The organism is Nonomuraea solani, from assembly GCF_900108335.1.
Lineage (GTDB): Bacteria > Actinomycetota > Actinomycetes > Streptosporangiales > Streptosporangiaceae > Nonomuraea > Nonomuraea solani.
This window is the reverse complement of the sequence record NZ_FNVT01000007.1, coordinates 357,632-371,625: the sequence shown is the minus strand read 5'-3', so window position 1 is coordinate 371,625 and position 13,994 is coordinate 357,632. Positions and strand designations below refer to the sequence as shown.

Genomic DNA, 13,994 nt, shown 5'->3' with positions numbered 1-13,994 from the left:
ATGGAACCTCTGGTCGCCGCTTCGGCGCTGTTCATGAAGATCCCGCAGGGCATGCACCCGCAGTGGAAGGTACGCCTGCTCGTGTCCGGCTCCGGCTTCCGCGCGACCACCAGGGGCCTGAGCGCCGCGGTCGGCGGCCAGCCGGTCGAGGGCATCACCCTGGGCACGGAGGGCGCCGGGTTCGCCGGGTTCCTGCGGGCCGAACCCGCCAAGGGCGACCGGCTGTCCGTGGGCTACGGCAGGCGGCTGGGCGAGACGGGCGTGACCTACCAGGGCCCGTTGCACGATCCGATCGAGCTGGGCGACGAGGGCCCGGTCGCATAGGGGGAGTGGTGGCGATGGCAGCGCTGACGGGGCACCTGATCGCGCCGGGGCCGGCCGATTTCACCGGCTGGCGGCTGAGCGCCGACTTCGAGGAGGCCACCGGGCAGGAGCCGGTCGTCATCCCCGCCCACCGCTCGGCCGGTGTCGCGCCCGACGGCGCGTTCAGCCTGGCCCTGCCCGACGGGTGGCGCGAGCCGGTGGCGGTCACCGCCTCGACGCCCAGCGGGTTCGTGGCGGGCCGCACCAAGCTGAGCGCCAATGAGGTGTCCCAGCCGGTACGGCTCGATGTGCTGCCCGCCCCGCCCGTGCCCATCGAGGAGTCGCCCGACCCCACGCTCGGCCGCCGGCTCCGCTACACCGGCAGGGTGCTCGACACGCTCGGCACCGGGGCGCCGGCCGACCTGCTGGTGGTGCTGTGGGGGACGCCGAGGGGCGGCGGGGACGCGTACCCGCTGTCGGTCACCCGCACCGCGACGGACGGCTACTTCTCCGACCTGTGGCCGGTGGACGAGCTGGACGGCGCCTACGGCGTCGTGCAGGGCGGCGTCCAGACGTCGATCCCGCTGGCGGCCGGGCGGCTGCCGGACCGGATCCTTCTCGTGCTGGCCGAGCTGCCGGTGCCGATCGCGGCCGAGTCGCCGGACGACTGTGAGTGCCTGCCGGCGCCGCCGCGCGTGCCGGACGCCCTCGACCTGGCCGCCAACCCGGCCAGCTACGCGGCCGACCTGGGCGGCTGCGGGGACGTCACCGTGCCCAACCGCACGGTCGAGGAGGCCACGTTCCACGCCGTCGTACGGACCAGCGAGCCGGAGGTCAAGGGCGTCACCGCGCCGGAGGCGGTGGAGCTGTCGCAGCCGCTGGCCGCGTACGTGGCCACGCTGGTCGTCGAGCGGGAGCGGCTGGGCACGGAGCGGGAGCGGGTGGTCGTCGAGCGGGAGCGGCTCTCTGGGGGGACGCCGCGGCTCGCCGCCGATCAGCCGGTCACCGCGCAGGCGACCGAGCTGATGTCGGCCCGGCTGACCGACGACAGTGGCCCCGACCTGCGGCTCGATCCGGCCATCCTGAGCGCGGTGGCCCGCCGCCCCGACCAGCTCCGCTCCCTCGACCTGATCCGCGCCGAGCACCTGACGCTCAGGAAGCAGATCGGCCAGGCCGTGCTGCCGCTGGCCAGACCGCACCCCGGCCGCGTCACGCTGGACGCCGACCATGAGATCGACTGGGACGAGACGCCCACCACGTACCAGGCCACCACCATCGCCCACGGCCACCTGCTGACGCTCAAGCAGGTGTGGCGAGCCGACGGCTACTCGCTCGGCGACCTGCTGTACTCGCTGCCGCTGGCCCCCGGCCAGCGCAAGCGGGTGGCGATCGTGGACTGGCGGCGCGAGGAGGTCGCCTCCAGGAGCGCCGAGCGCAGGGAGAGCGAGCGGCTCGGCGCGCAGCTCGTCCATGACCGGGACATCTCCCAGGTCCTCGACACCGCGCTGCGCGAGAACACGCGCGGCCACTCGGAGTCGAACGTCGGCGCGGTCGGCGGCGGAGTGGCCGGCTTCATCGGCGCCGTCGTCTTCGGCGTCGGCGGCGGGTACGCCTCCAGTTCGGCCTCGGCCTGGCAGTCCTCGGCCCGCTCGGTCGCGGCCACCTCGCTGAGCAACATGCGCGACCGCACCCTGCAGGCGGCCAGCGCCGTCCGCAGCCAGCGCGCCACGGTCGTGCAGGGGGCGCGCGTGGGCGAGTCCGTACGCGCCCAGACCGAGGTGCTCGCCAACCACAACCACTGCCACGCCGTCACCGTCGAGTACTTCGAGGTGCTGCGCCACTTCCAGGTCACCAACGAGGTCGCCGACGTCCAGGAGTGCCTGTTCGTCCCGCTGGAGATCACGCCGTTCACCCCGGAGAAGGCGCTGCGCCACCGGCGGGTCCTGGAGGGCTCCCTGCGCCGCGCCGACCTGGCCGGCTCCTTCGCCGCGCTGGAACGCGTCGTCACCGGCTGGGAGAACGCCGGCGTCCCGGTGGGCAGGAACGCCGACCAGCCGATCACCGACCTCGACGGCGAACTGTGGCTGGCCTTCACCCTGCTGCGGCCGCGCGACGCCGCCGACGACGGGTTCGACGGGACCGACTGGGAGGCGTACGTCCCGTTCCTGCCCCAGACGCCGGGCGTGCCGCCGAACAAGCTGGCCGAGCACGTCTGGCGCACCTACCTGGGCGTCGCCCGGCGCGTCGACCGGGACCGGATCTGGAACACCCGCATCGCGCCGCGCGTGGCCCGCAGGATCGCCGGCACCCTGACGCTCGAACTGGTCAAGGCCGACGGGTCGCCGCCCGCGCCGGTCACCATCGACCCCACGCTGGTCACGCCGTTCGCGCAGGACCGGCCGCTGCTGGTCACGCTCCGCCTCGACCAGGCGCCCCCCGGCCTGGCCCGCGCGGCGGTGAGCGGCGTGCGGTTCACGTTCGGCGCGGCCCTGCCAGGGCTGGCCAGGGTGCTGGCCACGACGGCCGCGATGACGTACAGGACCGCCTACGCCACCCGGCCGCTGTTCGGCGACTGGCGGCTGGACAACGACCTGTCGAACACCGACGACGTCCTCATCCCCACGCCGCTGGACGCCTGGGAACGGCGCAACCCGCGCGAGGAGGACGTCCGCCGCGCGGCCGCGCTGCTCGGCCACCTCAACGACCACGTCGAGCACTACCACCACGCCATCTGGTGGAACATGGACCCGGGCCGCCGCCACCTGCTCCTCGACGGCTACCTCGCGCCGAACACCGGCCGCAGCGTGGCCGGCGCGGTCGAGAACCGGCTCATCACCATCGTCGGCAACTGCCTGGTGATGCCCGTCGCGCCCGGGCTCCACCTCGACCCCGGCTACCAGGCCAACGGGACGAGCCTGCTGGACGCGTACGCGACCCCGCCCACCCCGCCGGCGCGGATCAGCGTGCCCACGCCCGGGGTGTTCGCCGAGGCGATGCCCGGCGCGTGCAACTCGTGCGAGGTCATCGACGACACCCGGTTCTGGCGGTGGGAGGAGGCGCCCATTCCGGGCGAGCCCGCCGACATCCTGCCGCTGTCCACGCTCACCCGCCGCACCACGCCGGCCGGCGTCACGGCCGACGACTTCCCGGCCCCGATCGTGCGCATGCAGACGGCCCCGCGCGCCCCTGACCCGACCGGGCTGGCGGCGGCGCTCAGCCTCATCGGCACGCCCAACCTGTTCAGGGACCTCACCGGGATCGACCTGACGCAGGCCAACGTGGCCGAGGCGTTCAAGAGCACCATGAGCGCCGCCAAGGAGTTCGGCTCCCAGGCCGCCGGGCTGGCCCAGCAGCGGTTCCAGGCCGGCGAGAGCGAACGCAACCTGGAGCGCATCAAGCAGGCGCGCAAGAGCGGGCTGATCACCGAGGAGCAGGCGAGCGAGCTGGCGTCGGCCGCGCTGGGCGGGGCCGCCGGGCAGGCGCCCGCCGGTGGCCGGCCGGTGGACAACCCGTCGGTCCAGAAGCTGCTGGACCGCGCCGCCGGCAGCCCCGACAGTCACGTCAAGATCACCCGGTCGAGCGGCGAGGTCGACGTCCGCACCGGCGCGCGGGCCGACGGGAAGATGGACTTCACCGTCGTCCCGCCGGTCGCGCCGCTGAAGCAGAGCAAGCCGCTGAACTGCTGGGCGGCGGTCGGGGCGATGATGCTGGGCTGGCGCGACCGGATCTCGATCAGCGAGGCGGGCGCGGCCGAGCGGGCGGCGCCCGAGTGGCTGGCCAAGCAGCGGGCCGGGACCGGGCTGGAGGCCGCCGAGGTGGCCGCCTTCACCGCGGCCCTGGGGCTGCGCCGCGAGAATCCGCAGAGCTACCTGCCCAAGGGCATCTTCCTGCTGCTGGAGGCGCACGGGCCGCTGTGGGTGATCGGCGACGTCGGCTTCTCCGATGATCGGCTGTCGCACGCCATGATCGTCACCGGCATCCGCGGGGACGGCACGGCCGAAGGCACCCGGGTCACTCTCGTCGATCCCGCTCTGGGGGCGGCCAGGGAGGAGACGTACACGAACTTCGCCCGGTCGATGGAGGCACAGGACGTGGTGCGGCTCGGGCTCGGAATCTTCCACTGGTGATGGCTCTGGTCTCGGAGGGGCGTGGGGGTCAAAATCACGGCATGACGGTTGTTGTCGCGGCCGTCGCCCGGGACGGGGGCGACGCCGGACGGCTCGTGGAACGGGCGGTGGCCGGAGCGGGCCTGTGGGCGGCGCTCCCGGCGGATACCGCGCTCACGGTCGCCATCGCGGCCGGCCGCGGCGTCGCGCCCGCCGTGGTGGAGAGCCTGGTCGGATTGCTGTACGCGCACGGGTACACCTCGGTCGCGGTCACCGGCCGCTCCGGGCACGCGGGCCGCCATACGGGCGGGCCTTCGGGTGGCCCTGCGGGCGGTCATGTGGGCGGCCGTGCGGGCGGTCATGCGGACGGGCTTTTGGGCGATTCTTCGGACGCCCCTTCGGCCGGCTCTTCGGAGGGCCCTTTGGGCGGCCTTGGGGTGATCGACTTAGGTGCGGACCTGGTGTCCGGGGGGTTCGCGGCCGAGTGCGGGCTGCACGGGGTGTCGCTGGCGCGCGGCTGGGTGGAGGCGGGCTTCCGGATCAGCGTGGCCGGCTGCGCCACGCATCCCGAGCAGGGGTACACGCTGTGCCTGGCCGCCCTCTGCGACCTGCTGCCCGAACCGCCCGCCGACCGGGCCGAGGCGGCGGCCGAACTGCTGGCGCTGGCCGACTTCCACCTCATCGACGCGGTCGAGAGCAGCCACGGCCCGGCCGGGACCTTCGTGCCCGTGCCGCTGGCCACCGGCACCGTCGTCGCCTGCGCCGACGGGGTGCTGGCCGACGTGGTGGGCGCCTGCCTCATGGGCGTCGACCCGGCCACCTCGCCGCTGGTCGCCCGGGCGCTGGCCGACCCCGGCCTGCCCGCCGCGTACCGGATCGACGGCGACCTCACGCCCTTCGCCGGCTGGCGCAACCCGCCCCGCCCGCTGCTGGACGCCATGGGCAGGCTCGCCGACGAGGGGGCCTTACGCCGGACCATCCTGGCCGCCGCCGAGGCGCCGCGGGACGCCGACCGGGTGCTGGTCAGGATCGGCGACGTGGTCGGCGGCGCCCTCCGCGCGGGAGAGCGCAACCCGCTGGCGCTGGCCGCGCTCTGCTGGTCGCTGCAGGCCCTGGGCACGGCCGAGGCGGCGGTACGGAGCTGGCAGGTGATGTTCGCCAAGGAACGGGTCGCGCGGCGGCGGACGTCACTTGGGCTGCGGCTCGGCGACTACGCCGCGGCCGACTACGAGGCCGTCGCCACGCTGCTGGAACCCGTGGAGAGCCTGATCGACGCGCTGCCCGCCGACGAGCACGGCATGCGGCTCGGCCTGCTGGACGGCTCGACGGTGTTCGGGTGCGAGCGGACCGTGGCGGCGCCGTACGCGGACTTCGCCGCCCGGGTGGACATCAGCCGGGCGATCTCGTACATGAACGACTATCTTGGCGGCTGTGTCGTGCCCGTCGCGACCGATGAGGACGGGCGGGTGGTGTGGCAGGCCGAGCGCAACCTGTATCTGCCGCAGCCGAACTATCTGGCGATGTTCGGCGGGGACGTCATCGACGTGTGCAAGCTGGAGAGCATCCGGTACGAGCCCGGCCGGCGGAAGATCTCCTGGCGGACGGTGCGCAGCCCGAACGGGTCGGCCCTGTTCGACGACGGGTCGGTCACCTTCGCGGCGGCCGACGGCGGGCGGCGCACCACCATCACCGTACGGGTCAGGCAGCGGTTCACCCTGCCGCTGTTCTGGCAGGTCGTCGATCTGGACGCGTGGCCCGAGCTGAAGGCGGCCCTGGTCGCGGACGCGTACCGGCAGTTCTTCGCGGCCACCATGGACAACTTCGAGGCCCGGTACGAGGACAGGGACTTCCGCATCGGCCGGCGCTCCGAACCGGTGGGCCGGCCGACCGAACGGCTCTCACTGCTGCTCGACCTCGCCTCGGTGTCCGCGGAGAGCGCGCGGGAGCGGCTGCGGGCGCCGGTGGGGGAGCTGGACGCCGACGGGTTCGAGCACTTCTCGGCGGACGACCGGCCGGAGGACCTGCTGTCCCGGCTGCGCGGCGACGGCGGTTCGCCGGTGTCCCGGCCGGTGGCCGACTACCTGCGCGGCCTCCGCGAGGCCATCACCCGCGACTTCGGAAGGGGAAGACAGCGGTGAGGGGTGGGGCGGGGCGGGAGGCGGGGCTGGGGTGAAGGCGGCGGTTACCGGGGCGTCCGGGCTGGTGGGCGGGCATGTGGTGCGGGCGTTCGCGCGGGCGGGCCACGACGTGCGGGCGGTCGTGCGGGCGACCAGCCGGACGCGGGAGCTGGCCGGGACCGAGCTGGCCGTCGCGGACCTGGGGCGGCCGGCGCGGTTGCGGGCCGCGTTCGAGGGGTGTGACGTGGTCGTGCACTGCGCCGGCGCGTTCTCGTACGCCGAGGACACCCGCGAGGTCAACGTCGCCGGCACCGAGGCGGTCCTGCTGGCCGCCGCCGACGCCGGCGTGAACCGCCTGGTCGTGACCTCCTCCTCGGTGACCTGCGGCGCCGGCGAGGACGACGACCCCGTGCTCGACGGCATGCCCGCCTACTTCGCCGCCAAGGCCGAACAGGAGGCGCTCGCCCTGCGCCTGGCCGGGGAGCTGGCCCTGGAGGTCGTCGTGGCCTGCCCGACCGTGGTGATCGGCGGCCCCGATCACCGGCTGGTGCCCAGCAACGCGCTGCTCGTGCGCTATCTGCTCGACCCGCTGCGCACGACGTTCCCCGGCGGCGGCAACCTCGTCGCGGCCCGCGACGTCGGCGACGGGCACCTGCTGCTGGCCGAGCACGGCGTACCGGGGCGGCGCTACCTGCTGGGCGGCGAGAACCTCACCTGGCGGCGGATCCACGAGCTGGTCTCCGAACTGTGCGGAACCCACGGCCCCGGCCTGACCGCCACCCACACCAGCGCGTACGTCGGCGCCTCGGTGCTGGAGCTGGCCGCGCGGCTCACCGGCGGCCCCGCCCTGTCCACCCGCGCCGAGGCGGCCACCATCGGCCGCCGCTTCTGGTACGGGCACGAGCGCGCGGCGGCACTCGGGTACGCCCCGATGCCGGTCAGGCGCGCCCTGGCCGGGGCACTGAGCTGGCTGATCACCAGCGACCACGTGCCCAGACCCGTCCGCGCCTGGCTACGGCCGCTCCCCGAGGTCTACGAGGCCCGCGAACTCTTCCCGGCACCACCACCGCGCGTCGTCCCGCCCCCGGCCTGATCCCCGCGTGTCGTATCGCCCCCGGCCTGGCGTACGTGCTCGACGAGCCGGGTGCTGAAGTCCCTGCCCAGCGCCGTCAGCGCCTCGGTGTAGTCCACGGCGGCCGAGGCCATTCTGGCGGCCTGCTCGGGCGTCTCCTTGGTGATGAAGTCCAGCGCCGCGCCGCCCGTACGGATCGACACGCCCGCCCGCAGCAGCTCGTCGGCGGTGCCCAGGGCGACGCGCCACATGTCGAGCTGGGCGTTCAGGTAGCGCGAGAAGACGTCGTCGCTCGTGGTCGTCATGCGTCCTCCAGGAGTGTGCTGTGGTGGAATCCCAGCCGCGGGTCGGCCCAGGTGGGCAGGCCGGGGTCGTACCTCTGCAGATCGGGCATCCGCACGCGCAGCCGTACGGTGTTGGCCGGGTAGTCGTACACCGTGATCGTGTTCAGGCCCCGGTTGGCGGTGAAGAGCAGGCTCTGGTCGCCGGAGAGGCGGCAGGCGTACACCGAGTCCAGCAGCGTGCCGCGCGACACCCGCAGCGCGCCGAGGAAGTGCTTGCCGCTCGGGGCGGGCGAGCCGCGCGTGAAGGCGTCGGTCACCTGGCGCACCGCCTGCCGTCCCGCCCGGAACTGCTCGCCCAGCGAGGGCCGCTCGTCGATGATCCGGTACGCCGACAGGCTCTCCAGATCGATCATCACGATGGTCCCGCTGCCGCCGTTGCAGTAGATCAGCTCGTGGTCGGACACGCAGACGTCGGAGTTGACGTGCGCCGGGGTGTCCAGGCCCGAGGCCCAGTGCCGGCGTACCTGCCCGGACTCGGCGTCGATCTCGAAGACGTACTCCTTGAAGTACGCCATCGCCCACTCGTGCCAGTCGTGGCCCTCCTGCGGGCGTACCCGGAACGACAGGGCGTAGAAGCGGTCCTCGCGCGGATGCGCGGCCACGTGCCAGCAGGTCGTCGGTAACTCCACCCGGCGGGCCCGCCCGGTCTCCAGGTCGAAGATGCCGACCTCGCGGGCCTCGCCCCTGGTGGGGTGGTCCATGCCGCCGTACACCAGGTAGCGGCCCGAGGCCGTGCGGTTGATGGCGTGCGGCAGCTTCAGCGCGTGCCGGCCCAGGCACTCGGCCTTGGTCAGGCGGTCCACGTCGAAACGCCACAGGTTCTCGCCGATGGCGCTCACGCCCTCGCGCTCGTTCAGCCAGACGATGTGCGTGCTGCTCTTGATGGCCGCGTCGACCGGCTCCAGCCGCAGCGTGGAGAAGCGGTCCTCCTCGCGGAGGGTGGCCGTGTCGTAGAAGAGCAGGTGCTGGCCGACGTTGCCGAGGAAGCCGAGCTGCCGGTTCGGGCTGACGCTGACGGCGTGGCCGCCGGACACCCCGTCGAAGTAATTGATCTTGTACGCGTACCGTTCGGTGTCCGGGTCGTACAGGAAGGCGCAGACCCCCGCCCTGCCCTCCAGCCCGTTGAGCCCGTTGCCGTCGAGTGCGATGTGGAATGCGTACCGATAGTGCCCCATTCCCACCCCCGTAGATGGCGATACCGCCTAGCGTAGGCACGATCCGCGCGCCCGCCCAGAGCGTGGCGTCACGGCTGCGGGACGAGCTGGACGCGGGTGCTTCCGTCGTACGGCACCACGATCGTCTGGTCCCGGCCGAGCGTCCAGGCCGAACCCACCAGGAACAGCCGGCCCCCGGCGGCCAGGAGCAGCCGGAACCCGCGGTAGCGGTGCGCGAAGGCCGGGTCCTTGGCGGTGCTGGGGAGCGGGGTGTAGGCGATGCCCGACGGGGTGCCCTGCAGGGGCTCCTTGAGGTCGAGGATGACCTCGGGCCGGTGGGGGAGCTCGCGTACGTCGTCTTCGCCCCTGCCGGTGCCGTACGCCCACGCGACCGTGGTCGAGAACCAGAGCAGACCGGCCAGGGCCAGGCCGAGGACGCTGACGACGCCGTTCCTGGCCAGCCGCTTCGAGATCAGCGGGCGGCCACGGTTCCTGCCCTGGAGGTGGATCGCGTACGCGACGGTGACCGGGCCGAACGCCAGCGCCAAAGGGGTGACGTTGATCGTCACACTGGTTTCCGTGCCCTCCAGGAAGATCCCGATCAGGGCGCGGGCGATCAGGAGGGTGCCGACGAGCCCGATGACGGCGGCGAGGAAGGCGTTGACCGTGTCGCCGGGGTGGCGGGCGATCTGGCGGGTGAGCAGGGTGTGGGCGCCGATGGCCAGCAGGGCGCTCAGGCACATGATGGTGGCGGGGACGTAGACGACCTCCAGGCCGAGGAGGAGCAGGGTCTGGTTGGACATGCCGGTCATGTCGATGGAGATACCGAAATACGCGAAGCGGGCGCGGGTGGCGATGTAACCGAAGTAGATCAGCAGCGCGGTGGCCAGCGTGGTGGGCCCGGCGGCCTCGGCCAACTGCCGCATCCGCACCGAGACCGGCTCCTGCCCATCAGCCGCCGCTCCCGCGTCGGTCTGCTCAGGGCCGGTCTGCTCAGCGCCGGTCTGCTCAGGGCCGGCCCGGTCCGGCGCCGGGCCGGGCTCTGTCTCCTCCGCGGCCGCCTTGCTCGTCATCATTCCTCCGGCGCCGGGGCGGCGCTTTCGGCGGGAGCGTCCGAGTTGCTCGACTCCTCGTCCGTGGCCGACGTGTCGGGCTGCTCGGCGTCGTCCGGGGACGGGCTCGGGGACTCCTCGTCGGGGGAGGAGGGCCCTTCGATGGAGACGCTCATCGGGGGGACGTCGTCGGTGGTGCCGCTGATCGTGATCGGCCTTTCGGCCGTCGGCGGCGGGCCTTTCCAGTCGCCGACCTCGTCACAGGGCGAGTCCTCGGGGTCGACGCACACGTACCGGTACCGGACCTGAGCCCTCAGCACGTACGCCGTCTCGGAGGCGGGACCGCTGACCTGGGCTCCCGCGATGCACTGGGTACCGGGCCTCAGCATGACGCCCTGGCACGACGGATCGCCGTCGCGCTCACAGTGCCCGGCGCCGGACCGGACGGTGGCCTTCCCCGGCCCCGACTCGACCAGGAAGGACACCGACTCGATCACCCCGGGGGTGGAGGTCTTGTTGATGACCTTCATGCAGCCCCCGCCGCCGCTGCCGTCGAGATGGATGCCGTTCCAGGTGACGCTCTGCCGGCCGTTGCCCGACGACCCAGGAGACCTCCCAGACCGCCCCTGACCACCTCGCGAACCCTGCTCGCCGTCCGAGCCCTGGCCGCCGTCCGAACCCTGCTCCGCACCGTCCGTGGCCTGTTCGCCGGGCTCTTCTCCGGTGGCGCCGGGCCGGACGTCCTCCGACGTACCTCCTGGGGCGCCGGTGAGCCGCCCGTCGCCGCCGCCCGTCGCCACGCCGACCAGCCAGACGACCCCGAAGGCCCCCACGAGGGTGAGGACGCCCGCCATGATGAGCAAACGTGACCGCGATGGTGTCATGGATCATCCCGAGAAGCGTCGCCGAAATTCCTGACTCGCCCTCAGGATCGGTGTCCCGCGCCGGGACGGGATGAGTACCCCCTACTCAACCGGAGACGCCTCAGGGACGTCGATGCCCAGCTCGCCGAGCGCCGCCCGCAGGTCTTGGGGAATCCCGAGGTGGCCGAGGAGAACCCGGGCGTGCGCGGCCGACCAGGGATCGATGCGCGCCGCCGCGTCGGCGAACCCGACGAGGGCCGCCGGGCTGAGATCGTCGTTCTCGGTCACCGGCTCGATGGACGTCCTGACCAGCTCGGCCCGCTCCGGGTCCGCCACGAGCAGGGTCCGGTAGTAGAACGGATCCCGCTCCAGCGCCGCCACGACGGCCGGATGCCGGGCTCTGTCCGCGCCCTGAGCCGCGTCCGTGGCTGGGGCCGGGTCCAGGGCGAACAAGGCCAGGGCCTGTTCGTGCCTGGGCCAGGGGTCGTTCGGCCAGCGGGCGGCCACCGCGGCGTGGTTTTCCAGTGCCGCTGTGTGGTCTCCCCGGTCGTGGGCGGCCAGGCCCGGTTCCAGGGCGGCCGCCAGTTCGCCGCCCCGCCAGCTCACCTCGTCGATCAGCTCGCCCAGGACGTCCAGGGTGCCGGGGTCGGCGAAGGGCCGGGCGAGCCGGATGAGCAGGGTGCCCCGGCGGTGCAGCCCTCTGCCGAGCAGCAGGCAGGCCAGCGCGAGCTGACCGGCGGTCGCGGGCGCCGGGTCGCCGTGGGTCAGGCACGCCCAGTACGTACGGTCCGCGCGCACGTCGGGCCACCACCGCTCGAACGGCCTGCCGTCCCCGCGCAGCTCGCTCAGCCGCCGGGCCAGCAGATTCCCCGCCGACCCCATGAGCGCCAGCAGCGAGGCCACCTGCCGGAAGCACGCCTCCTCCAGGGGCCGCCCACCCTGCCACGACCCCGAGCTCATGAGGTGGCCTGCTCGTGGGCCGGGTCCAGGGGCACGCCTCGTCGCGCGCGGGACAGGGCCTCCTCGTGGGAGTCGCCCAGTTCGAGGTGGCCGACATAGCGGGTCAGCGCGCCGGGTGGGAGGAGCCGACGGGCGTGGCCGACCAGGATCGCCGCACAGGCCAGCGCCGCCTCGCTCTCCATCCCCCCGGTCTCGGCGCCGGTGGTGTCGAAGAACCAGAGCATGCGGTCCACGTGTGCCGGCAGGGTCCGGTCCACGCCCAGCCCGAAGAGGAACCGTACGGACTCCGGCGCCTGGTCGGGCGGGCGGCGGGCGAAGGGGAGGAGGACGTGCATGGCCGCCGTGGGCACCGCCCGCCGGAGCGGGAGCCGCAGTCCGTCGCGGACGAAGGCCGCACCGGCGGCCGGTGCCGCGCCGGACCAGCGGTGGATGGCGGCGGTGAGCTCGTCGCACAGGGCCTCGGCCAGCTCGACGTCGCCGATGCGGGCCGAACGGTGGCCGGCCTCGCCGCCCGGCAGGACGTCCATGGAGAAGTGGGCGAAGGCGCGTCCGAGGCCGATGTCGTGGCACTCGGCGTAGATCGGGGCCGCGAACGGGCCGAACTCGGCGTCCCAGGCCGCCACCCCGTCCAGACCGGCCAGCAGTTCCGCCGCCCGCCGGACGGCCGGGCTCAGCGACGGCCGGGACGCCAGCCGTGCCAGGACCGGCCGGTCCGAAGCGAGCCGGGCCACCGCGAACCTGGCCGCCGCCACCTCGGGCAGCCGGTCGTAGGACGGGTCGATGCGCGTCAGTGCCGCGCCCGCCCGGCCCAGCAGGTCTTCCTCCATCGGCAGCCCGGCCTCCAGCAGCCGCAGGCAGCGTTCGGCGATCAGCAGGTCCATCGAGCGCCGCACGTCCAGCGGCATGCGCGTGGCGTGCAGCATCTCGCTCGCCGCCCCGAAGTAATCCAGCGCCCGCACGTAGTACGACTCCACGGCCAGCCCGTCCGCGACCGCCCAGAGCAGTTCGCCGGCCAGGTTGTCGAGCAGCGGGTTGCGCTCCATCTCGGGGTCCATGACGAAGGCGGCCCCGAGGTTGGCCAGCTCCATGACCTCGTCCAGTTCGCCCAGCTCGGCATGGAGACGGACGCATTCGAGCAGCCCCTGGAAGCGCTCGGTGAACTCCGGCAGCTCGTACGGGACCTCGGGCTCGGGCATGGCAGGCCGCAGTTCGGTCAGGCGCCGGTGGTGCGACTCCCGCCGGGCCGCCCGCCGGTCCTCGATCTCCCGCAGCGCGACCGCCTCCAGGACCTCGATCACGTCCGGCACGGTGAGCCAGGTGACCGACACGAGAGAGGCGAAGTCGACGGCCAGGGCGCCCTCGACCGTACGGCACCGCTCCTCCAGCTCCGCGCGCAGCCGCAGACCGCCCAGGAGCGCCGGCCGGGCCATCTACCTGCCCCTGAGCAGCACGAGGAAGGAGCCGATGCGCTCGCTCCCGCCCGACGGCCCGGGCGCGACGTCGAGCGAGCACTCCCAGAGCCCGCTGACCGCCGCCTCGACGAAGAGGTCGAACCCTCGCGCGGCCCCCGCCGGCAGCGTGCAGCGGCTGCCGGCGACGGCCACCGTGCAGCCCTCCGCGCCCGGTGAAGTGAGGCGCACCCGGCGGCCTTCGCCTTCGAGGGGCAGCCGCGCGGACCCGAGGCCGGTCTCCAGCCGGTCGTAGCGCAGGGAAGGGGGATAGCCGTCCTGCCCCCGCCGCGCCACCACCTGAATCCCGGGGAACTCCACGGGCGACCCGGTCGTGTTGGCCACGCTGATCGGCAGCCTGACCCCGCGCCCGTGCACGGTCACCCCGTCGAGGCTGCCCGCGTGCCCGTAGATCCGGCGCGCCGATCCCTCGACGGCCCAGAACAGGCGCGGCGCGCCGACGCTGACCTCGATCGGGGAGGGACCCATACCAGCGTTGTACCGCACCCGAACCCGGGTGTCCTCTTCCGCCGGGACCGAAATCCCGGCAACGGTCAGACCCGGACGCCGAACCG

At 73.6% G+C, this 13,994-nt stretch carries 11 protein-coding genes; 4 read left to right on the top strand and 7 right to left on the bottom strand.

The annotated features are described in order from the left end of the window. Genes C4V41_RS26920 through C4V41_RS26905 form a run of 4 tightly spaced genes read left to right on the top strand, consistent with a single transcriptional unit; the run spans nucleotide 1 to nucleotide 7,619 of the window. Nucleotides 1–324: a hypothetical protein gene (locus C4V41_RS26920; RefSeq protein ID WP_103958712.1), complete on the top strand. Its 324-nt coding sequence runs from the start codon at nucleotides 1–3 to the stop codon at nucleotides 322–324. Nucleotides 325–338: 14 nt separating this feature from the next. Continuing rightward, nucleotides 339–4,430 (top strand): papain-like cysteine protease family protein, encoded by a 4,092-nt coding sequence (locus C4V41_RS26915; RefSeq protein ID WP_146103798.1) that lies wholly within the window; start codon nucleotides 339–341, stop codon nucleotides 4,428–4,430. A gap of 41 nt (nucleotides 4,431–4,471) precedes the next feature. Continuing rightward, nucleotides 4,472–6,547: a hypothetical protein gene (locus C4V41_RS26910; RefSeq protein WP_146103797.1), complete on the top strand. Its 2,076-nt coding sequence runs from the start codon at nucleotides 4,472–4,474 to the stop codon at nucleotides 6,545–6,547. A 31-nt stretch (nucleotides 6,548–6,578) separates the two neighbouring features. Beyond that, on the top strand, nucleotides 6,579–7,619 hold the full coding sequence (locus C4V41_RS26905; protein ID WP_103958709.1) for an NAD-dependent epimerase/dehydratase family protein: 1,041 nt from the start codon (nucleotides 6,579–6,581) through the stop codon (nucleotides 7,617–7,619). Here C4V41_RS26905 and C4V41_RS26900 read toward each other — a convergent pair. From C4V41_RS26900 to C4V41_RS26870, 7 genes are all read right to left on the bottom strand, one after another. Then, nucleotides 7,559–7,903 (bottom strand): hypothetical protein, encoded by a 345-nt coding sequence (locus C4V41_RS26900; protein ID WP_103958708.1) that lies wholly within the window; start codon nucleotides 7,901–7,903, stop codon nucleotides 7,559–7,561. The genes C4V41_RS26905 and C4V41_RS26900 overlap by 61 nt on opposite strands. Further along, nucleotides 7,900–9,117: a YncE family protein gene (locus tag C4V41_RS26895; protein WP_103958707.1), complete on the bottom strand. Its 1,218-nt coding sequence runs from the start codon at nucleotides 9,115–9,117 to the stop codon at nucleotides 7,900–7,902. Before C4V41_RS26895 ends, C4V41_RS26900 begins: the two co-directional genes overlap by 4 nt. 68 nt (nucleotides 9,118–9,185) lie before the next feature. Further along, nucleotides 9,186–10,172: a hypothetical protein gene (locus C4V41_RS26890; protein WP_235030399.1), complete on the bottom strand. Its 987-nt coding sequence runs from the start codon at nucleotides 10,170–10,172 to the stop codon at nucleotides 9,186–9,188. Next, complete coding sequence (locus tag C4V41_RS26885) at nucleotides 10,169–11,002, bottom strand: hypothetical protein (RefSeq protein ID WP_146103796.1); 834 nt, start codon at nucleotides 11,000–11,002, stop codon at nucleotides 10,169–10,171. The genes C4V41_RS26890 and C4V41_RS26885 overlap by 4 nt, the downstream gene beginning before the upstream one ends. A gap of 111 nt (nucleotides 11,003–11,113) precedes the next feature. Beyond that, nucleotides 11,114–11,971, bottom strand: coding sequence for a hypothetical protein (locus tag C4V41_RS26880; RefSeq protein ID WP_103958705.1), 858 nt, complete (start codon nucleotides 11,969–11,971; stop codon nucleotides 11,114–11,116). Beyond that, complete coding sequence (locus tag C4V41_RS26875) at nucleotides 11,968–13,401, bottom strand: hypothetical protein (RefSeq protein ID WP_103958704.1); 1,434 nt, start codon at nucleotides 13,399–13,401, stop codon at nucleotides 11,968–11,970. The genes C4V41_RS26880 and C4V41_RS26875 overlap by 4 nt, the downstream gene beginning before the upstream one ends. Beyond that, on the bottom strand, nucleotides 13,402–13,908 hold the full coding sequence (locus C4V41_RS26870; protein ID WP_103958703.1) for a hypothetical protein: 507 nt from the start codon (nucleotides 13,906–13,908) through the stop codon (nucleotides 13,402–13,404). Nucleotides 13,909–13,994 lie beyond the last annotated feature (86 nt).